The organism is Spirosoma endbachense (genome assembly GCF_010233585.1).
GTDB lineage: Bacteria > Bacteroidota > Bacteroidia > Cytophagales > Spirosomataceae > Spirosoma > Spirosoma endbachense.
The window spans coordinates 7,811,359-7,830,545 of the sequence record NZ_CP045997.1 but is presented as its reverse complement, the minus strand read 5'-3'; the positions used below and the strand labels follow the sequence as shown (position 1 = coordinate 7,830,545).

The 19,187-nt window shown below is 45.5% G+C and carries 19 protein-coding genes and 1 pseudogene; 5 read left to right on the top strand and 15 right to left on the bottom strand.

The genetic code is table 11. The features are described from left to right. Positions 1 to 64: 64 nt before the first annotated feature. Both GJR95_RS32015 and GJR95_RS32010 read right to left on the bottom strand, forming a co-directional pair. Complete coding sequence (locus GJR95_RS32015; RefSeq protein ID WP_162389736.1) at positions 65 to 985, bottom strand: helix-turn-helix domain-containing protein; 921 nt, start codon at positions 983 to 985, stop codon at positions 65 to 67. 100 nt (positions 986 to 1,085) lie between these two features. After that, entirely contained in the window at positions 1,086 to 1,934 is an 849-nt protein-coding gene (locus tag GJR95_RS32010) for an SDR family oxidoreductase (RefSeq protein ID WP_162389735.1), read from the bottom strand. A gap of 1,133 nt (positions 1,935 to 3,067) precedes the next feature. Between GJR95_RS32010 and GJR95_RS32005 the strand changes: the two genes are divergently transcribed. Further along, positions 3,068 to 3,982 (top strand): metallophosphoesterase, encoded by a 915-nt coding sequence (locus GJR95_RS32005; protein ID WP_162389734.1) that lies wholly within the window; start codon positions 3,068 to 3,070, stop codon positions 3,980 to 3,982. Positions 3,983 to 4,289: 307 nt separating this feature from the next. Here the strand turns inward: GJR95_RS32005 and GJR95_RS32000 are convergent, their stop codons facing one another. Beyond that, positions 4,290 to 5,429: a hypothetical protein gene (locus GJR95_RS32000; RefSeq protein ID WP_162389733.1), complete on the bottom strand. Its 1,140-nt coding sequence runs from the start codon at positions 5,427 to 5,429 to the stop codon at positions 4,290 to 4,292. Positions 5,430 to 5,740: 311 nt separating this feature from the next. Between GJR95_RS32000 and GJR95_RS31995 the strand changes: the two genes are divergently transcribed. Continuing rightward, positions 5,741 to 6,178 (top strand): hypothetical protein, encoded by a 438-nt coding sequence (locus tag GJR95_RS31995; protein WP_162389732.1) that lies wholly within the window; start codon positions 5,741 to 5,743, stop codon positions 6,176 to 6,178. 189 nt (positions 6,179 to 6,367) lie between these two features. On the opposite strand, the gene GJR95_RS42350 is transcribed toward GJR95_RS31995, so the two are convergent. From GJR95_RS42350 to GJR95_RS31975, 5 genes and pseudogenes are all read right to left on the bottom strand, one after another. Next, positions 6,368 to 6,496 (bottom strand): DinB family protein, encoded by a 129-nt coding sequence (locus GJR95_RS42350; RefSeq protein WP_232540920.1) that lies wholly within the window; start codon positions 6,494 to 6,496, stop codon positions 6,368 to 6,370. 56 nt (positions 6,497 to 6,552) lie between these two features. After that, positions 6,553 to 6,753 (bottom strand): annotated as a pseudogene (locus GJR95_RS42900) (DinB family protein); the annotation flags it as partial. A gap of 446 nt (positions 6,754 to 7,199) precedes the next feature. Beyond that, the gene (locus GJR95_RS31985) at positions 7,200 to 7,703 is read right to left on the bottom strand and encodes a hypothetical protein (RefSeq protein WP_162389731.1); all 504 of its coding nucleotides are present in this window, start codon (positions 7,701 to 7,703) and stop codon (positions 7,200 to 7,202) included. A gap of 58 nt (positions 7,704 to 7,761) precedes the next feature. Next, a complete protein-coding gene (locus GJR95_RS31980) occupies positions 7,762 to 9,312 on the bottom strand; it encodes a hypothetical protein (protein ID WP_162389730.1) in 1,551 nt (516 codons plus the stop codon). A 124-nt stretch (positions 9,313 to 9,436) separates the two neighbouring features. Next, positions 9,437 to 9,895, bottom strand: coding sequence for a nuclear transport factor 2 family protein (locus GJR95_RS31975; RefSeq protein WP_162389729.1), 459 nt, complete (start codon positions 9,893 to 9,895; stop codon positions 9,437 to 9,439). A gap of 222 nt (positions 9,896 to 10,117) precedes the next feature. Between GJR95_RS31975 and GJR95_RS41920 the strand changes: the two genes are divergently transcribed. The 3 genes from GJR95_RS41920 to GJR95_RS31960 all read left to right on the top strand — a co-directional run bounded on the left by GJR95_RS41920 (position 10,118) and on the right by GJR95_RS31960 (position 13,100). Continuing rightward, positions 10,118 to 11,275 carry a sensor histidine kinase gene (locus GJR95_RS41920; protein ID WP_198424762.1) on the top strand — a complete coding sequence of 386 codons (1,158 nt, stop codon included), beginning with the start codon at positions 10,118 to 10,120 and terminating at the stop codon, positions 11,273 to 11,275. Beyond that, the gene (locus GJR95_RS31965) at positions 11,259 to 11,990 is read left to right on the top strand and encodes a LytR/AlgR family response regulator transcription factor (RefSeq protein ID WP_162389728.1); all 732 of its coding nucleotides are present in this window, start codon (positions 11,259 to 11,261) and stop codon (positions 11,988 to 11,990) included. The genes GJR95_RS41920 and GJR95_RS31965 overlap by 17 nt, the downstream gene beginning before the upstream one ends. Positions 11,991 to 12,254: 264 nt before the next feature. Beyond that, positions 12,255 to 13,100: a helix-turn-helix domain-containing protein gene (locus tag GJR95_RS31960; RefSeq protein WP_162389727.1), complete on the top strand. Its 846-nt coding sequence runs from the start codon at positions 12,255 to 12,257 to the stop codon at positions 13,098 to 13,100. A gap of 411 nt (positions 13,101 to 13,511) precedes the next feature. Here the strand turns inward: GJR95_RS31960 and GJR95_RS31955 are convergent, their stop codons facing one another. The 7 genes from GJR95_RS31955 to GJR95_RS31925 all read right to left on the bottom strand — a co-directional run bounded on the left by GJR95_RS31955 (position 13,512) and on the right by GJR95_RS31925 (position 19,103). Beyond that, positions 13,512 to 13,886 (bottom strand): hypothetical protein, encoded by a 375-nt coding sequence (locus GJR95_RS31955; protein WP_162389726.1) that lies wholly within the window; start codon positions 13,884 to 13,886, stop codon positions 13,512 to 13,514. A gap of 79 nt (positions 13,887 to 13,965) precedes the next feature. Then, a complete protein-coding gene (locus GJR95_RS31950) occupies positions 13,966 to 14,304 on the bottom strand; it encodes a LytTR family transcriptional regulator DNA-binding domain-containing protein (RefSeq protein WP_162389725.1) in 339 nt (112 codons plus the stop codon). A gap of 271 nt (positions 14,305 to 14,575) precedes the next feature. Continuing rightward, on the bottom strand, positions 14,576 to 14,818 hold the full coding sequence (locus GJR95_RS31945) for a hypothetical protein (RefSeq protein ID WP_162389724.1): 243 nt from the start codon (positions 14,816 to 14,818) through the stop codon (positions 14,576 to 14,578). A gap of 275 nt (positions 14,819 to 15,093) precedes the next feature. Beyond that, entirely contained in the window at positions 15,094 to 16,227 is a 1,134-nt protein-coding gene (locus GJR95_RS31940) for an ice-binding family protein (protein WP_162389723.1), read from the bottom strand. Positions 16,228 to 16,433: 206 nt separating this feature from the next. After that, positions 16,434 to 17,387: a helix-turn-helix domain-containing protein gene (locus GJR95_RS42710; RefSeq protein ID WP_162389722.1), complete on the bottom strand. Its 954-nt coding sequence runs from the start codon at positions 17,385 to 17,387 to the stop codon at positions 16,434 to 16,436. 206 nt (positions 17,388 to 17,593) lie between these two features. Continuing rightward, the gene (locus tag GJR95_RS31930) at positions 17,594 to 17,794 is read right to left on the bottom strand and encodes a DNA/RNA non-specific endonuclease (RefSeq protein ID WP_232540919.1); all 201 of its coding nucleotides are present in this window, start codon (positions 17,792 to 17,794) and stop codon (positions 17,594 to 17,596) included. A 673-nt stretch (positions 17,795 to 18,467) separates the two neighbouring features. Further along, the gene (locus tag GJR95_RS31925) at positions 18,468 to 19,103 is read right to left on the bottom strand and encodes a hypothetical protein (RefSeq protein ID WP_162389721.1); all 636 of its coding nucleotides are present in this window, start codon (positions 19,101 to 19,103) and stop codon (positions 18,468 to 18,470) included. Positions 19,104 to 19,187 lie beyond the last annotated feature (84 nt).

Here is a 19,187-nt window from a genome sequence, read left to right as displayed (position 1 = left end):
ACGGATCATACACGGTTTGTGTCAAGCAATTTCAGTGGAATACCTCCAATTGGGTATTTGCCAGTCAGTTAAACGAAGCCCTGAACTCCAAGGGGGATAGTTTAGTCTTACTTTTAAACAACTTGCTAAAACTTTGGCTATGCTCAAAACCCAACTCATAAGCTATTTCGCTTACTGTAAGATTGGTAGTCGACAATTTTTCTTTCGCTTTTTCTATCAACTTTTCGTGAATATGGGTTTGGGTGGAGTTACCAGTAAGTGATTTTAATAAGCTACCTAAATAATTGGGAGAAAGATGTAACTGTTCTGCTAAATATTGGGCCGTAGGTGTACCTTTATCTATGAGTTTGGCATCGTTGAAATAGGTTTCTAAAATGGTTTCTACTTTGTCAAGAATTTGATGATTAGTTTTGGTTCTGGTGATGAACTGCCTTTGATAAAATCGTTCGCAGTAACCAAGTAATTGTTCTATTTGGGCAATGATAATACTTTGAGTAAACTTATCAATGGCAGAGTGGTACTCTCTTTGTATATTTTTTAAAATATCAGTAATTACGGCTTCTTCTTTCTCAGCCATAAACAGGGCTTCGTTTACATTGTAACCAAAGAACTCGTATTTGCTTATTGTCTTTGCTAAGTTACTATTCCAAAGAAAATCGGGATGAATAAACAAGAGAAGCCCCGAAGGTTTTATGGTTTGGGGTTTGTCTAACGTGATGCTGACTACTTGCTTGGGAGCTACAAATGTCATCAGCCCTTCATCAAAATCGTATTGCTGTTGACCATATTTAAACTTGCCCTGTATATTTCTTTTTAAACCTACGGAATAGAAATCTTGCATCCAGCTAATTTCTGTTTCATCGGTATGGTACTCTACCATGCCATAATCTACCAAACTAACCAAGGGATGCTCAGGCTTAGGTAAGCCACTCATTTTATGAAATTCGGCAATGGAATTGAAATGATAAATTTGTTTATTGCTCATGACTTCAAAATTAATGACAGGGCTTTCGTGTCCCAAAAGCCCTGTCAAAGTTAAAATTCATTTGATTTATAATTTTTTGACATTTTTAGTTGTCATTAAATTATTTTACGTAATCAGTTGATTTACTCAAGGTTTCATTGGCAGTAAGCGCACTTTGTAAGATTTCAATCTTGCTATTGGCCATAGCGAAAGAGTCTGAACCCATAAAGAAGTGTAAGGGTGGATTTCCCATTTCTGCCAATTCAATAAACACTTCGGCTGCTTTTGTTGGGTCACCTGGTTGATTGCCTACCATTTGAGTCTCGTGCCATACTTCGGTGTTACGGGCTGCCGTGTAAGCTGCAATCGGATTGGCTGCCAATTTCATAGAGCCTTCTTTAAGGAAGTTCGTGTTGAAATAACCCGGATAAACAATGGTAGCTTTTACATTAAACTCTTTGGCTTCTACTGAAAGGGCTTCGGTTAAACCAACCACAGCAAATTTTGTAGCACAATACACACCCCAACCTGGGAATGCACCCAATAAACCGGCAATTGAAGAAATGTTGATAACATGCCCTGCCTTTTTAGCTCTGAAGTGTGGCATAATGTTTCTGGTAACATTTAATAAACCAAATACATTGATGTCAAAATTTTCTCGGGCTTCAGCATCGCTCATTTCTTCTAATGTACCTAATTGCCCATAACCAGCATTGTTTACTAACACATCAATACCACCGAAGGTGTTGATTGTAGTTTCTACGGCTTTTGCTATGCTGGTTTCATTGAGTAGCTCTACTTGTAGGGGTAGAAAATTAGCATGGCCAGCACCAACTGCCTTGGTTAATGATTCTACACTTCGTGATGTAGCAGCTACTTTGTAGCCTTCTGAAAGTAACTTTTTTACAAGCGATAATCCTAATCCCTTTGAGGCTCCAGTCACAAACCAAACTTTTTTTGAATTGTCCATTTTTTTTATTTGTTTTTGTTAGTAAATGATTACACGGCAAAGATGCTGTGCTAAAAAAAGATGGATGTAGCCGAATTAATTGTCGTTGTGCCAAAATCAACGATTCGGGAAAAAATGATGTAAAAAGGAGATTCGAGGGTGGATTTGAGTAGTTAATCGAGAAAGAGATGCTTCGATAAGCTCAGTAGAGGTAGTTGAGGAAATCCTTTTGCGGTACGAAAAAAGATTGGAACGGATAGCCCGACCTGAAGGTGTACGTCGTCAAGTAAAAGTGGACAAAAGGGCCGGGCCCGCAACGGCGGTGGTGCGGCATTCCGACCGTGACGCTTCGGTGGCAATGGGAAGAGGTAGGACACCATCACGGCAATTTAGTAAATGCACAGTAGCGGCTGACCTTCGGCGACCTGGTTGTTTCACTTAAACCACGTTTATATGCGTACAACGAGGACGAATGAAGCTGCTTTCTTCTCAGGTGGGAGCATTTCGTGAGATTGTTGTGCATTATTAATCGCGCAGTATCAGCAGTCAATTTGGTTAAATCGTAGGCAATAATGGCTTTTGCAAGTCATCTAACTAATTATATAATTGCCGAATCTAGTTAAACCTTTACTCTTTGACGGCTTGCTTTGGCTTAGTGCTATCAACTCATTCTGGTAGAGCCCAATCGTCGGTAACCCAACAGCTCTTGATTACGTTGAATTGAAAGGGTTGCTGTTGAAGCATATGCCAATCGTCGAAAGTATGCTCAGCATGAAACGATTCAAATCCGATCTCAATAAGGAAAGGCCTGAAAGCATCATTTACGCCTACAAAAGGGAGAACGACAGTCCCCAGGTCTTTGTCCGAGTTCGTAAAAGTGATGGACTAATCAGTGAAATCGCTTAGGATGATCAGAAATAAAAAAGTAAGTTGGTTGTCGGTTGTAGTTGCCACCTTGCCGACGACAGGCAGCACGTCCCAAAGCAAAGTAGGCAAGCCAACCAATCGAGGATGAAAAGGTCGAAGTAACGCAGTGAAATAAATTAACTCGTTCACCATCAGTCCTTGTGGTCGTTGTAGGCTAAGCCAGCTATCCCGATAAAGCAAGCTGTCAATAACTTCTAAGTTTAATCAAAGAACTTGCCCTAGTTACCATGTATGATATTATTGGTGATGTACACGGATATGCAGACAAACTTATCCAGCTTTTAGAGTTATTGGGTTATTCATCCCAAAATGGTATCTATCAGCATAAGCATCGAAAGGCGGTTTTTGTCGGCGATTGGATTGACAGAGGACCACAAATTCGCCAAACATTGGCTATAGTCCGTTCGATGATTGATAATGGAGCGGCTTTAGGTGTATTGGGAAACCATGAATTCAATGCTTTAGCCTTCTACCAGGAAAAACCTACCGGTGGGTATTACCGGCAGCATTCACCTCAAAATATTATCCAACATTACCAAACGCTTTATCAGTTTCGTAATCACGTGGATGAATGGCATGATTATCTTGATTGGTTCTATTCGGTTCCTTTGTTTTTATCGCTTGATAGGATTCGGGTAGTTCATGCCTGTTGGGATGATGCTAACCTGCAATTTTTACAGCGACAACTGAGCGAGGGTAAACTTACTCGTGGCTTATTGGCTGAAGCAACCACCAAACACACCGCCCTTTGGAAAGCCATTGAAGAAACGTTAAAAGGTAAGGAAGCTGTTTTACCAAACAAGTTGACTTTTTCTGACAAAGACGGGCACACCCGCCACAAAAGCCGCATTCGCTGGTGGACAGAAGTTACTTCTGCTACAACCTATGGCGCGTATTTCTTTGATGCTCCTCCAAGTATTGCAGAAGTTTGTGTCGATCAAAGCGTCTATTCGACTCAACTTCGGAATGACACCGATACACGTCCGTTATTTTTTGGACACTACTGGTTGTCAGGCTCTCCCCGGCTTACCTCGACACGGGCATCGTGTCTGGATTTTAGTGTGGCAAAAGAGGGTGTCTTAGCTGCTTACTCATGGCAGGGCGAAAATGAACTCAAGGTTGAACACTTATTTTGGGTATAAGAAAACCTTCTGGGCCACTTGACGGTCCTGAGGGCTTGTTGATCCAAACCGACCGAGTGAAGCTTCACCGGATTGTGCAGAATTTCGTTGTGAATACAGTGCGGTATACGCCTTCGGGGATGGTGTTGGTCTGCTGGTCGTTGGAGCATGACTGACTGTGGGCCCTGAGGGTTTAGGATTGGGGTTCAAGGCTACCCGTCATGTCGCTGGAGGTGCTTGATCAGCAGTTAAAATCGATAGTTGAGCAGACAAATGAACTCTCCTTCGTCTCACTTCGTAGGCCAGGCCTTAAAGCTTGGTATGGGGGCTAGCGCTTATTTTTGTGGGCCTTCACCCAGTCATCCACTTCTGGGCTTACATCAAATCGAACACCTTGGGCAACTTCGGGGAGGGGGGTCTTCAAGGCCTGTTGCACATGCAACACGTTGGGGTAAAACAATTCGATCTGCCTGCCAAACTGGGTATCAAGAGCGCGCAGCAGAGGCTCGATAGTGTAGGAGTCAAAGGTCCAGTGCTGAAGGCTCGATTCACGGCCTTTTATATCCGCTACTATATCCTCCGCCAGGAACCCAATGCTTCGATTCAGTGGCTCAATAAAGGCGTCCGGATGTGCCACCGGGTTGCTGCCCAGGAAGGAATATACATACTGGTAGGAAGATGGATTGGCCAACAGATCCAGCAATTGGGCTTCCCAATCCGGATGGGATTTGATTTTGGCCAGTGCCGCCTGTCGAACATCATCGGCCTGATACTGATTCGTAAAGCCTAACAAACCAAAAATGGAGTCGTCAGCTTTATGAGCAGCTACCTGATCTAAACGTTGTTGATGCCAGCGCTTTTCGTCGTCGTTTCGGGTCGCCACTTGGCCCGTCGTTCGCTGGATCGAATCGTGGATATAAACCACGACTAAGCCGGCGGTAAACAGGGTACTGATGCTGAATCCAAGCCAAAATGGCAGTTTAAACCACCCCAGCGATAGGGTCGATACCCAGCCTGGATTTAGGGAAAGCAAACTTACCATCAACCACAGCATGGGGACCCACAACTGAGGTTGGCTAACCGCCAGCGCCTGTAAAAATGGGGGCGAGGTATTCTCCTTAAACGATTCGAGTTTTAGTATTGCCCCAAAAAAAGTAGTTATCGACATGGCTAGCCAGAACAGAACCAGTAGCGCTGTGCGCGTGGCCGCTTTGTGACCAACCCAGTCAAATCCACCTCTTGACCGAACGATAAGCAGTAAAATCAAGCTGCTGAGGGCAAAGCCCAGCGATAAAATGATCGCTCCCCAGCCATAGCCTATACTGCTTTCACTCCCCCTGCCAGGTTCAGCAACCGTAAATAGAGCTAGCCCCAGGAATAACAGGGTGGTAATGCCAAAGACAATATAGGCGAGTAGTTGCATAGGGTTTGGTCGGGACGCTAACTCGGTTCGTTGAGGTTGAAGCATCGGTTGACAAAAGTGAGTAGAGGGTAGTGAATTTGGGCATTATTTGTGGGCCAAGGGTCGATTCGGGGGAACGAATCGTTGGTAGGGCAGTTTAAAGGGGAAAGCCCCGAACGCTTAGGTAGTGAGACGTTGCCATCCACCCATCGGTGGGATTACCCCGAGTGCTCAACGCTTCACCATCATGGTTTGTGAGAAATGCCGACTAAGCGGATTTAGCTTGCTTGAGTAGTTATTTCCCGGCTGTCATTAACGGTATACTTATAGTCAGGTAAATTCGGGCTGAATCCTAAAGCGCCGGCTAATCGAACTAGATGCAATCCTATGCAACCCCAGAAGGCATCGTTCGCGTGGAGCGAATGAATAAAACGTTTACTAAATATCACTTGGGTGATGGCCGGGTGCTGCATCATTTTACGGCGGCTAATGACGACCTGTTTCATGATCATCCTTGGCCCTTTCGCAGTACGATTTTATCGGGCGGATACATTGAGGTTGTGGCGGAGCTAAAAGCCGATGGGACGTTGGCACTGACAACATTAAAGCGCCTACCCGGGACAACTCACGACGTAGAGGCGGGTACGATCCATAAACTTTGTGGTCTACTGAAGGGGGATTGCTGGACGATCATTGAACCGGGCAAGCCTGAGCGGAAATCTGGCTTCTACAAGGCGGATGAAGCCGGGGTCTGGCACCGTTTCTGGGACCAGCGGCAATGGAGGTTGATCGTTGCTGTAGCAAAGTTAGCTTAAATCATCAACGCCCCATTTACGTACTGACGAATCTTTCTCGTCTCAGGAGGGAGGGTATTTTGAGAATGTACTAGCTTACGATAGTCGTCCGAAATTTAAGTAGCATACCTAGACCTATACCAACTGGTCATTGGTTGAATTTGGTCAATGACATGCTTATTTCAACAGGTACTGACATGGACCGATTGACTACCAGCCCAGGTAGCCTTCGGGCGTTACCCCCTTCAGTCGAAGGTAAACCATGCATTGCCCCCGATGGTGGATGATGTGATTGTCCATCGCGTATAGATACCGCCAGTTGGGAATTTTTCCACCCACAAACTCCGCCTGCTCGAAAGTTTCGCGTCGGGGATGGTCGTGATGGTTTGCCGCATAAAGGCGTAGAGCGCCTTCACCTCATCCAATACCTGTTGCTTAGTGACGGCTTTCGAGAGGTCCCGTCCGTTTTTGTAGGGATTGTCAATGCCCAGTCGGGCCGACAGAAGCGTTGTGGTGAACTCGCAGCAATGCCGCCACTGCTCGGCAAAGCTCATAGCTTCGGGTGTATATTTAAAGTCGTATGCTTCGGCTGGCATCTGGGTGGCCGTGATTAGGGTAAGCTGTTCGGACCTAGCCCAGGCCTCAAGCAACTCCCGGCGCACGCGTTGGGCTTCGGATTCGAGGTCAATGGTGGCAGGGTGGGCAAGGGCTGCCGTTGGCAGCAGGCTAGTGGCCAAGAAGTTCTTGAGGAAATGGAGTCGGTTCATGTCCGTGAGTTGCCAAAAAGTTGATTATGAGCCAAGTAAACTAAATATAATGGTTTTGGGCGCGTTGAGATCGAAGCCCCACTAAGTTAAGGATATCATATCAGTATCCTATGAAACGTACATTGTTTAAAGCAGACGAATGAAGATTCTAACGTCTCACGGGGGAGCCTTTTTGTGAGACACTTTTTTTAATCTCTGTCTAACTCAATGAGTCGCATACGAATAAATGGAGTCTTGACGGGGGGTGCTCGAGTGCAACAATCGACTTTTAGGCATTACGCTTTTATCAGTAAAACGATGCCCACGATTAGAGCAGCCGCGCCCAGAATTGTCAACAGAATGGCGAAGACCATTTGATAGGTTGGCTTGTATTCCCGGACCTCAAGCGCGTAGGTTCGCTCCAGGCCAGGGTCTGGCAGCTCGAGCTGGTAGTCTCCGGGCTCCGCTTGGAAGGTAAACAGCTGGAAACGCGTTTCCCCTACATTACTGACCATCACCTTGGAATAGACTTTGTGAATCAGCAGCCGTTTATCAGCTGGGACTGAGGCAACGATAGGCGTGGGCATCTTCACCGATGCCTGTCCATACGTTTTACGGTTCTGCCAGATGGCGTACTTGCCGGCTTTGGTCACCACAAAGGGACCGCTCGGTTGAAGCGCTGGCAGCTTGCCTATCATGGGGCTAGCCGCCCACTTGAGCAGTTGCCGAATCCCCTGTCGTAGCCACAGGCTCCCCGCCAGGATCAGCGTTATAGCTACAAACCATAGGGGGAGATGCATAAAGTCGTTTCGAATAGGAGGGTTAAATAAGAAAACGAATTATACCAATTGGTCGTGCCTACTTCTTATTTAGGAGCTGCTTGAGGAGTTGTTTCAGGGCTGCAATCTCCTGCTGATGCTGCTTTTCCAACAGCTCTATTCTGGCTTGCTGATCCTCTATTTTCTTGTCTTGCTCAATACTATACAACGTCAATTCCTCGATCTTCTCCAGCATTGTCGCCTGCATCTTTACCAGATCAACGCCGTCTTTCACCACATGCTCTGCTGAGGGAACACCGGGTAAATGACCATGCTGATCGATATAAGACGCTACCGACGATAAAGAGCGGAGCGGGTAGGAGGAACTAAACACCTTATCACTCCACTCGCTTGGACTACTAATTCGAAGCTGATACCGAGCCTTAACCACATCGCCTTTTTCATTGACCGTTAAAAATTGGTCAGTCGTTTGAGTCGCTGGACTAGCCGCTGTCAAGTTCGTTAACGTTAAGCCGCTGGTGTTAGGTGATTGGCTGATCACTTCCAGGCGGTTAGTTGGCGCAGAAGTACCAATACCGACGTTGACCTGGTTGCCCAATATCAGCGCATTACTAGCCGCTACCCGGCTGTTTGCACCGATGGCGATAGCGTTTTGAAGTCCATCTTCGGACTGAGAGTTGAAGCCCATCAAGATGTTATCGCTCCCCTCGGTCACCGCGGTTCCCGATTTGACACCAATGATGATGTTGTTACTGCCCGTGGTCACATTCTGACCCGCCTGATAGCCCATCATGGTATTATTGTTGCCCGTGGTGACCCCTCGACCGGCCTGATAACCCACAAGGGTATTTTGAATACCCGTCGTATTACTCTCGCCCGCATACCCCCCAAGAAAGGTGTTGACCCGACCCGTGGTGTTACTCCATCCGGTGGCGTAGCCCAGGAACGTATTGAGTTGGCCCGTCGTGTTATTGTGCCCCGTATAACCGCCCACAAAGACATTCAACTGGCCGGTGGTATTGGCCTGCCCCGACAGCCAGCCCACAAACGTGTTATTGGCACCTGTCTTGTTAGCCTGACCCGCCTGATAGCCCAGAAAGATATTATTACTCCCTTCCGTATTGGCGTACCCCGTATTGGCTCCCAAAAACACATTATTCCTTCCCATTACATTGCTGTAGCCCGCCTGATGACCCATAAACACGTTGTAATCGCCCCGATTCGAATAGCCCGCTCCAAACCCCACAAAGCTGTTACCGGTCATGATTCTGGTGTTGGAGCTGGGCGAGTCGGAGCCGCCAAACTGGGCAGAACTACCCGAGCCGATAAACACATTTTGGGAGCCGCTGAGAAACCATCCGCCGGCATTGAAACCCACGGCCGTATTATCCGAGCCGTTGGTGTAGTTGCTGGCGTTAGCACCCACCAGGGTGTTTCCCTGCCCGTGTGCATACGACGGTGCATCAGTCGCCCCAGGAATATTGTCCCGGAAGCCATAGACGGTATTAAAGCGGCCATTGAGTTGATCATTGGCAATCCCCATAAACAGGGTGGTTCTAGCCTGGGCTTTTACCGGCCAACGGGTGGCCATTAAAAACAGGATTGTACAAAAAATAAGTAGTTTGTTCATAAACTTGATTACGAAAAGGAATGAAACTAGTCTAGCTGGCCATTAACTCGGGATAGGCCTTCAAGCGCTGGCGCTTAGATACGATGAGCGTAATCCTGGCTGACTCGTAACCAGGATAAGTCGGTTATTTACCCGCAACGGGAAATAGGTTTTCATCCACCTGCGTTCCCTGACCGGCTACGCGGCACCAGCCAGTGGCCGCTTTATGGTATACTTCCAGGCGACGTACTTTGATGGTCACATCTTGCCCGTCAACCACCAGCTTTACTTCAATCAGCGCGTTAACCACGGCCATAGAGCCATCATAAATTCGAATAAATTGATGACCGGCCACGGATTGTACCGATTTAAAAACCAGCTTTTCTTTTTTCTGCACGGCTACCCATTGTTGATGGGAAAAGGAAATATCGCCTTTGGGACCAACCGCAATAAAATCAGAGCAATCGATCAGGGTGCCGGGTTGCTGGTGGCGTAGTAATTCCCGGATTGTCTGTCGTTCCTTCGGATAGCTGGTCGTATCGACCTGTGCGAACCCGCTGGTGGTTGCCAGGGGTAGGAAAAGGAGGGTGATTAACGTTTTCATGACGTTCGTTTTTCTCGAAAGTAGAAAAGAGCTTCCTGCATTTTTCGAGAAGTCGCCGAACCATTCAGCCCTGAAAACAGACAGTGCTTTTTTGGCCATAAGATCATTTCGTCGACGACCAATTGATCTTATCCACCATGTAGCCACCTTGGTCGAATACGTACTTGAGCTTGGTTTTATCTTTCTACCGATCCGTATCTTCGTGGCAGACCCCGACCAATCATGGAGCAACTCCCGTTTATTTATTCAAAAACTACAGCCTGGCGGTTAGGGCGGCATCTGACGTTCTGGCTGCTTTGGTTTTTGTTTCAACTGGTACTGTATTCCTTTTCACCATCACCCGCTTTGCAACGGCAGCCCTTTGGGTATCGCCTGTTGATTACCTTACCGGAAACGCTGATTTACCTCATACCCAGCTTATTTCTGGCTTATTCGCTCATGTATCTGGTTATTCCCAGGCTAGTCATTCCCGGTAAATACGTCCTGGCTACTCTTTGTGCCGTGGTATTAGTTTTACTAACCGCGGCTTTATCGGCTAGTTTGTCGATGAGTATTATTGATCAGCTCCGCCACCAACTGGCCGATCCGTTATCGCCCGTTGTGGCCAGGGAGCCGCATCCCGCCTTCCCTGTTCAGTTCGGTGTAGCCATGCTGGCCGGCTTACGAGGAAGCATCACCGTAGGCGGGGTAGCTGCGGCTATACACTTGTTGAAATGCTTTCAGGAAAAGCAACAGGCGGCTCTGGTGCTGGAAAAAGAAAAGGCAAATGCCGAACTTCAGATGTTGAAAGCCCAGTTGCACCCGCATTTCTTATTCAATACGCTCAATACGATTTATTCATTGACACAAGATGTATCCCAGAAAGCATCCGGGATGATCCTGGGGCTTTCGCACTTGCTGCGGTACATCCTGTATGAGTGTAATCAGCCGTTGGTTCCCCTCGAAAAAGAATTAACCATGATCAGCGATTATCTACAATTAGAAAAGGCGCGCTACGATCAAGGGCTTGATATGGCGGTGCAATTGCCCAAAACGACCCATCATCTCATTGCCCCACTCCTGCTTTTGCCCTTTATCGAAAACGCATTCAAGCATGGGGCCAGTCGCATGATCGAAAATCCCTGGATCAGCTTAACTGTAACCCTACACGAGGATACATTGGCGATGAAACTGATTAATGGCAAGCCAGCTGGCCATACGCATCCGTTACCCGGTATTGGCATAGCCAACGTTCGGAAGCGGCTGGCATTAAGTTATCCTACCCAGCATGAACTAGCGATCCATGATGAAGAAGAGATGTATATTGTTAACTTGACAGTTACCTTAACACAGGCCTATCCTGAGCCTGTCAAATCCGTTTATAATGGAGTCGCGGACTAACTATACCTGCCTGATGGTCGACGATGAACCCCCCGCCCGGGAAGTACTACGTCGTTATATCAATCAGGTACCCATGCTTACCCTGATCGGCGAATGTGCAAACGCGATTCAGGCCCTTACGGCCTTAAAACAGCAGCCGATCGATCTGCTGTTTTTGGATATTCAAATGCCGCAACTAACGGGTATCGAGCTGATCGGAACGTTAAGCCAACGGCCTAAAATTGTCCTGACAACGGCCTTTGAGCACTATGCTGTACAAGCCTTTGAGCTGGACGTTACCGATTACCTGGTTAAGCCAATCAGTTTCGAGCGGTTTTTAAAGTCGGTTAGTAAAGCCTTACCCGACCATAAGCTTTCACCGATCAGCCAACCGTTCCTGCCCCACCAACCCGAAACGGCTACGGATGCCTTTCTCTATTTTCGGGCGGAGCGGAAAATGGTTAAGGTTTTTCTGCGTGATATTCTTTATGTAGAGAGCCTGAAAGATTATGTCAAGATTCACTCAACGAAAGGCACCATCATCACCAAATACGCCATCACGGCCCTGGAAGCCATGCTACCCGGCCCCTCGTTTGTGAGGGTACACCGGTCCTTCCTGGTCTCACTGGACAAGATCGATTCGTTTAGCTCCGATCAAATCGCCATTGGCCCTAACTTGATACCAATCGGTAATTTATACCGGCAGCAGGCGTTAAAATTGTTGAACCCTAGCTAGCCTGACTGCTTAAAAAAAATGACGGTGCCCAAATCAGACCACGCTCACGTTCTCCGTTTAGTATACTCGGATTAGGTTCAGATTTCCAACGAAATGGGGCGTATTCCGCCTCATTTCTTAAGGCAAATTCTTTAGTATCAAGTAGGAGCATTTCTTGAGATTTGCAACTCATTATGATGTAAGAAAAATTGTCGCTCTGCCAGGTCGCTGTAATGAAAATCGTGGTTAATCGTCTTTAGTTAACATTCGCTAACGGTTACTCACTTGAAAACCACAATCATCTCCGTTCGAGACGCTCAACTACGTGTATTGGTGCAATCTTTCCTGTTTTTTCAGAAAGAGAATCATACGCCTTTCTCCTATACGACCTTTCCCAATACCAACCTTTGTTTGGCCATCTATAAGCAGAATACGGTTGTTTATACAACCAATGCCACTGCTAACCACTGTCAGGTCAGCCCGGGTATTCAGTCTACCAGTCGGCTCTATGGTTTTCATCGACGACCCTTCACCGTTTCCGTGCAGGGGCCACTTGATCAAGTATGTATACTGTTCCACCCGGGTGCGTTACGGGCATTTACCGACGAATCAATCGCCCAACTGTGGCCAGTTTCCCCCGTTCTTGATCACCTATTCCCGGGGCATAGTCAGCAACTGTTAGAAAGCATGTTCAGTACAGACGACCTTTACCAACGAGCCAATAGGCTAGAGCCTTTTCTGCTGCAACGACTTTTACCAACCCCCATGCATCCGCTTATCAAGACGTCGCTTCGACAGGTAAATACGGGTGACGCCGTACCCGTTGTTGGTCAACTGGCAGCAAGCTACCGCTTAAATGAATCGACCCTCTACCGGCTCTTTATGGACCATGTCGGCCAAAGTCCGAAGGCTTACACTCAAACGGTGCGGTTTCGCCAGTCCCTAAACACGCTAATCACAACACCCAAGGAATCATTTAGCCAGGTGGCCTATCAAGGGCTGTACTGTGATCAGGCACACTGGACGAAACATATCAAACGCCTAACCGGGTTTACCCCCAGCCAACTCCAACGTAGGTCTCAAATTGAGCAGGGGCAACTGATTTGGGTTCCTAAACCTGCGCTCCGCTAAAGGGAATAATACGGATTGAGCTATTGCATCCTGCATGATTTGTACAAGACTAGGCCCTAATGCCTGGTTAGTTTTGTCACGTTATGGTCGCTTAGCAGGCTACCTAACCGAGCCAATTAAGTTCTTAACGTGTCAATGCCTATGATTCGCTTTTCAGTAGTTTCACTACGGTTACTCATGTTGATGGGTTGGATGAGCGGTTTACCTCCTCATCACAATCTAGTAGCCCAGTCAGTTCCTCTCGGGGTAGCTAGCTCGATCCGGTATGATTCAGCCGCCATCAGCCGAATTGCTGATTTTGGCCGGGTTTGGGGCGTGATTCGTCCAGAGCCACTTTGGCTTTAAAGGCAGGCGAGTGCTGCTTGCGTTTTGCTTTCATTTTGAACCACTATTTACAGCTTGTTTTTCAACTTAGCTAGTGGTCCTAATTTGGGGGAGTACTATATAACTTATAATCATTAGATCCCCATCAATGGATCGTTCTTGAACCAGCAGACCTGAATCTTCATCGAAAAGCCGATCTCCAATCTGGGGCAAGGTACCAAACGTGTCATGAAATTCGCGAATGCTTTTAAAACAAGTCCGAAGTCGGTCATGGCATGTAGCTATTACTATGGGATCTTCATACCATTTATCGATTACAGATAGTTTCTTAACTTGATGAAGCTGTCTTTCTGAAAATAAGAAATGGATTTTCCAGCCTTTAATTGACCAATCTGGTGCCGTGATTGATTCCATTATTGATTTTGTCTCAATGGTAGCTTCAACTGCAGATTTAGTTTTCATAGATACTTATTGAATTAATTACAACTAATTTAGTTAAGCTAAAGTCAATCACTTATCGTGATGAATAAACTCCTTTTTACTAATCCTCCAATTGGGCTTCTACTAGTGGGGCCACCCAATTCTGACTTTTTAGTGCTTCCCTGACCTCCGTAATCCGTCTGCGCCCAACTACCAACTCGATTTCTGTATTGCCGCAACGCATGAGCACAGTGGCACGCCGGGAGTTGCTCAGTTGTACGTCCACTAGGAATAGCGGGTTAATGGCCATCCTTTTATGAATGCGGATGAGGTTGAGGACTCGGACTACCATTAATTTGATAGTGAACGATATAAGCTCCTGGCTCCCATCGGTGTAGTGAATACGGGTGTAATTGGTATCGCCGGTTAGATAAACCACAGGTTTGTTGATGTGAATCATGGGTGAATTAAGGCGTTGGTAGACCGAGATCTTTACGAGATACCTAAAACAGGATAGTTCGCCTAGGCGAACTATAGCAGCCTGTACGACAGGGAACGAACCAAAGAGTAAAAGTAAGCTCGGGCGTTTTTTGTTGCCCTGCCATCATTCTCACAAAACCCACAGTGCCTGGGCCTTTTCTTTAATCCGACCTGTAGCCTGATGGGGTAGACTACAGATACAGCACCAGCCTAATTAAGCTAGTGACGGGCAATTGAGCACCAGCACCTACCTACATGAGATCGCCATAGGTTTTAATAACTACCAACGTTCCGTATCGGCCGTTTTGTTGTTCGATGTAATTTTTGGCTTGCTCTTCAGTTTTAAAAGGATCTAACAAATGTTCATTGGGGTAGTTTGAAACCGATCCTGCATCTTTGGGATAGGCTGTGATAAGTGGATAAAGTGAATAAGGTAATGGTTCATGGGAACCGGGCTGCCGTTGAATCTTGAAAATATAAAATAACTCCTGCATGGCTCTTCTTGTGATATAAATACAAAACCTGGTTAAGCTGTTTGCTTAGCTCGTCCTTTTTACGCATTCAATGATTAGCTTCTTCTCAGAAGCCTATTTAACCTGCGGCAGTTTAAGCGTTGCCCTATACTACTTTTTGGGAAAAATACTCGCTCAATGGCCTTGATTAGTGGCGATGGGTATGGTGAAACAAAAGCAGATTAACTCGCTGAGTAATCACCAAATTCGAGAGGGAAGAATAATCTTCCTCGTAAACGACTTTTATAGGAAAACAATTAGGGTTTTAAAAATGTATTGGAAAGCGTGTTATTATTAGTTGGAGTCTCACCACCACCTGTACCATCCGGGATGGTTATTGTATTGGTTACCGTGCCCTTAGACGAGCCGACCGAGCGGGTAAGCCTGAAGGCAATTAATTTATTGCCCCCATTGGCAATAACTCCGGATGGGCCAGCTACCGAGGTGAATGTGAAGGCGAAATTATTAGAAGAGATAGTAAAATCAGCTGTATTAAGCGCATAAGTATCTCCTCCAATGGTTGCTGTTGGATCAGGATTGATAATCATCGTCAGTCCGGTCGCAGGCGTATAATTCGTCACGAAGAACTGTACCTCTCCGCTAGTGGGGGACTCGCCAACATTTCGAATCGAGACTAGAACGTCGATCGTCTGCCCTTCGCTTATCTGTGAACTAGAGAATAATTGTGAAGGTGTTAAATCAGGAAGCAAAACGTCGCCCGTGACGGTAACATTATTATTGTTTAAGGTAATTGCGCCAGCCGTTGACAGGCCGCGACCTTCAAGAGAAGCCTGTGTAGCAAGAACAATGGCGCCCATGGCCAGTATCGTACCTTTGAATACAGAACCCGTTCCCAGCGTAGCAGCTCCGTTTACCCTAAAAAACACATTACTGGCGGTGGCGCCATCCGTCAGCAAAATAGTTGAGTTTGTTGCAGTCGTTAAAGCACTATTTAGCTTAATAATGAATATCCCCGGCCCACTTAAGGTTAGGGTTCCATTTAGCGTAGTAGGATCTGCTGAGTTCTGGCAGGAAACCCCTGCGGTAAGCGTCAGGCTACTTAATTCAGCGGGTATTGTAGTGCCGCAAACAGCAGGCGTCAACGAGTTATAGGCAGCCACCACATCGATAGCAGCCTGTGCTGCTTCCGGACTGGCTGGCAGACGAATGTTTCCAACAACAGTTCCTGGACTTGGAAATCCAGTAAAGGCACCGACATTGGTGCCAATGTCACCCGTTACTAATGAAGCACCAGAATTGGTAAAGGCCCCATTTGCGGTAAACAAGGCAAAGCTGGCGGCTGTCCCTAAGTTGGGCGCTTGACCGAAACTTATAGATGAGAAAGCGAAGAGAGTACTAGCCGTTAAAGTTAGTAATGTTTTGCAATTCATGCTTTCGGGAGTTTTTGCATGGATAAATTTCCATATTGGCAAAAGTGGGGCCATTATCTCCCGAATATATTATGTCATCTGAGTAATAAGTTATATAATTTACAGCTTTCCAATTAAAGGTAACAAAGGCGCGCTATTACTTTAGTTGGAATAGCCAACAGGAATATGAAAGAGTGGCTAGTTTCAACTGGAACTCAATTTTCATTTCAGTTATCATATTCTACGGCCATGAAATGTGTTAACTCCCCTTGTTGATTATGCAAAGGGTCAATTCGTAAATGACATATATAGGATTCCCCATTGCTACGATAATTTAGGATATCAGCCTCCAGTGTTTGGTTTTCATTCAGTTGCTCTCGGATGAATCGTAACGTAAGCGCGTCACTACCAGGGCCCTGTAAGAAATGAGGAGTTTTCCCTAACACATCAATTGGTTTGTAACCGGTCATTGTCAAAAAACTGCGGCTTGCCCATAGAATTGTGTGCATTGGGTTGGTTAAGATCATGGTACAGCCTCTCCTGATGGAGCGGTGATAATAATGAGACTGTCGACCATTGAGCGACCAGGCGAATAACTTGCTAAATTCATCAAAAAGTAGTACTTCGTCGTGTTGAGCCAGGCGGTGATGACGCTTGAGTTTTTTGAAGAAAGTAGTCGTTAATCCCGTAACTTTCTTGAACTGGTTGGACAGATGCGCTACGCTACTATAATTCAACTTATCAGCTATTTGAGTAAGATTCAGTTTATCATATAAGAGCAGTTCTTTTACGCGTTCAATTCGTTGAGTAATAATGTAGTGCTCAATGGTAGTACCTGTAACCTGGGAAAAAAGGTTCGTTAGGTAGGTGTAATCATAGTTAAGTTTCTGGCTGATGTAATCAGAGTTATTTGTTTTAGGTAGTTCGTCAGCATAATGCACCATGTCGATGATCAGGGTTTTTATTTTTTCAATCAGGATCGCTTTCTTATCGTCCATCAGTTCCAGCCCTACTATCAATAAAGCGATTTTCAATTGATCCCGTTGATCCGCTGTCATTTCCGCTTTGAGTTCCACTTCCCCTAAATCGACTAGTAGGTATTGTAACCCGAGTTGATCTAATATTGCCTGCACAACCAGTTTGCAGCGCCTGGAGACCATATATCTGATATAGATTTTCATGCTTATCTCTTTTTTACACAAGTCGGCAACCCATGCCTATAATGCTTGAAAGGAGTCAGAATAAGGATAAACAGGGGTAGTTCAGCAACAGGCCAAACACAAGAAAGTATTTATCTTTATCAAGGGGTTAAACACCCTTATTTCAGGGTTAAACACCCTTATTAAGCGGTGGGTTTGGAGCGTGATTTGATTAATAGGTAAGGAGGTTAGCCCTCCGGTTGGGACTGATCCGGAATGAAGTTGCCCGAGTAACGGGTTGCCGATCCTTTCCAGGCCGGACTTAGATGCCAGCTACACCAGTTGGCAATGCCTGTCGACTGATTATACGATAAGCTGTAGGTAGGCCGGGTGATCAGATAAGCGTTGGGGCTACTCTCACTTGGCCTGGCTCCATCAGGATTGCCCATCGCCATGTCATGTTATCGTCACGAGTGGGCGTAGTATTCTGAGGAACGGGAACGGAAGGCGACTTGCACTGATCTAAAAACAGAATAAGTAGTAAACCGCAAGAAAATCGGGCAAATCGAGCGAAATGTTTTGCCATTCCTATCAGAAGATTAGAAGTGAAATAAAACCCTCTGTATGCAAAATGGTATGCAAACAAAAAAGCCATTCACAAGAATTAACTTGTAAATGGCTGATTACCAAGTGCACTCGTAGGATCTGCAATATAGATCAATTAATGTACTTTAAATCAAAGCTTTAAGTCTTAGAATCTATTTATTGTGACTCAAAGATAAAGATAAATACCATTGTAGTAACTGCATTAAAGTTCAACTACCTCAGAATTAGGCCGTTTTATGTGACTCACGATTAATATAAGTACCTCTAATTGTGATCAACACTCTATTTAATTAGGGTAATATATCCATCTAAGCATAGGTTACTAACCAGGAACGACCATTGTAGAGCACTTACCTGTTTACAAGTAAGCAGACGTTTTTATGTAGGCTCCTTCTGAGGGACAAAATGCCCTAATAGGGCATTTTGTCCCTCAGAAGGAGCGTTTTGCGAGGTGGTGACTCAACAGATTTTAACAGGGCAAAGTGTCAGGCGAAGTCGTAACTAAGACAATTAACTTTAATTAGATTGTGAAGATGGATTTGTTTTAGTTTGTGAAGCTGGCTTAGTATTAGATGCATTTGTATTCAGATGCTTTTTCTTATATTCTGTTGAATCTCTTATTATAAACGCATCAAAATTTGTGACCTCAACGCTATCAGCCGATACTTTTACCCTTCTTTGATGTTTTGCATATTCATCGGACCTAAATACGTAAACTGTAATTACGGATATTACAAACGATATTACAAGACCAATCAGCCTTATCTGGTTTAAATTATTAAGCACAATACCAACTGTTCCTTCTTGAATCTTTTTTGTATAAATATCTATGTAAGTTTGTATAATCTTATCTACTTTGCTGAACAAATAACCAGTCACAAAGGCGGAAAGAGTTTTACCTGCTGTTTCAAAAATATTTTTTTCGGCCGCATTATGAGGTGACACAATACCCGCAACTAACCAGCCCATAGCTGCACCAAAAGTAAAAACAAGTATAGTTTTCATTTTATCAACTATACTCCCACCCGCTGCAATCCCTGAAGCTACAATAATGATTGCATAGATTGCAGCAAATACCCCTGTTGTTATCTGAGAGGGGCTTAATGGTTCATTGCTAAACATATTATTTATTGATTCATATAAAGAAGCCATTAAATACGTTTATTATAAGGGGTGATTTCTTGTTTCTAGTAAATATAGCCCCCAAGAAAGTCAATTGTTGTCTGGACGTTGTAA

Bases quoted from the DNA above. Each gene is read 5' to 3' on its own strand.
- GJR95_RS32015 (WP_162389736.1), bottom strand. From the start codon at position 985: ATGAGCAATAAACAAATTTATCATTTCAATTCCATTGCCGAATTTCAT.
- GJR95_RS32010 (WP_162389735.1), bottom strand. From the start codon at position 1,934: ATGGACAATTCAAAAAAAGTTTGGTTTGTGACTGGAGCCTCAAAGGGA.
- GJR95_RS32005 (WP_162389734.1), top strand. From the start codon at position 3,068: ATGTATGATATTATTGGTGATGTACACGGATATGCAGACAAACTTATC.
- GJR95_RS32000 (WP_162389733.1), bottom strand. From the start codon at position 5,429: ATGCTTCAACCTCAACGAACCGAGTTAGCGTCCCGACCAAACCCTATG.
- GJR95_RS31995 (WP_162389732.1), top strand. From the start codon at position 5,741: ATGCAATCCTATGCAACCCCAGAAGGCATCGTTCGCGTGGAGCGAATG.
- GJR95_RS31985 (WP_162389731.1), bottom strand. From the start codon at position 7,703: ATGCATCTCCCCCTATGGTTTGTAGCTATAACGCTGATCCTGGCGGGG.
- GJR95_RS31980 (WP_162389730.1), bottom strand. From the start codon at position 9,312: ATGAACAAACTACTTATTTTTTGTACAATCCTGTTTTTAATGGCCACC.
- GJR95_RS31975 (WP_162389729.1), bottom strand. From the start codon at position 9,895: ATGAAAACGTTAATCACCCTCCTTTTCCTACCCCTGGCAACCACCAGC.
- GJR95_RS41920 (WP_198424762.1), top strand. From the start codon at position 10,118: ATGGAGCAACTCCCGTTTATTTATTCAAAAACTACAGCCTGGCGGTTA.
- GJR95_RS31965 (WP_162389728.1), top strand. From the start codon at position 11,259: ATGGAGTCGCGGACTAACTATACCTGCCTGATGGTCGACGATGAACCC.
- GJR95_RS31955 (WP_162389726.1), bottom strand. From the start codon at position 13,886: ATGAAAACTAAATCTGCAGTTGAAGCTACCATTGAGACAAAATCAATA.
- GJR95_RS31950 (WP_162389725.1), bottom strand. From the start codon at position 14,304: ATGATTCACATCAACAAACCTGTGGTTTATCTAACCGGCGATACCAAT.
- GJR95_RS31945 (WP_162389724.1), bottom strand. From the start codon at position 14,818: ATGCAGGAGTTATTTTATATTTTCAAGATTCAACGGCAGCCCGGTTCC.
- GJR95_RS31940 (WP_162389723.1), bottom strand. From the start codon at position 16,227: ATGAATTGCAAAACATTACTAACTTTAACGGCTAGTACTCTCTTCGCT.
- GJR95_RS42710 (WP_162389722.1), bottom strand. From the start codon at position 17,387: ATGAAAATCTATATCAGATATATGGTCTCCAGGCGCTGCAAACTGGTT.
- GJR95_RS31930 (WP_232540919.1), bottom strand. From the start codon at position 17,794: ATGGGCAATCCTGATGGAGCCAGGCCAAGTGAGAGTAGCCCCAACGCT.
- GJR95_RS31925 (WP_162389721.1), bottom strand. From the start codon at position 19,103: ATGGCTTCTTTATATGAATCAATAAATAATATGTTTAGCAATGAACCA.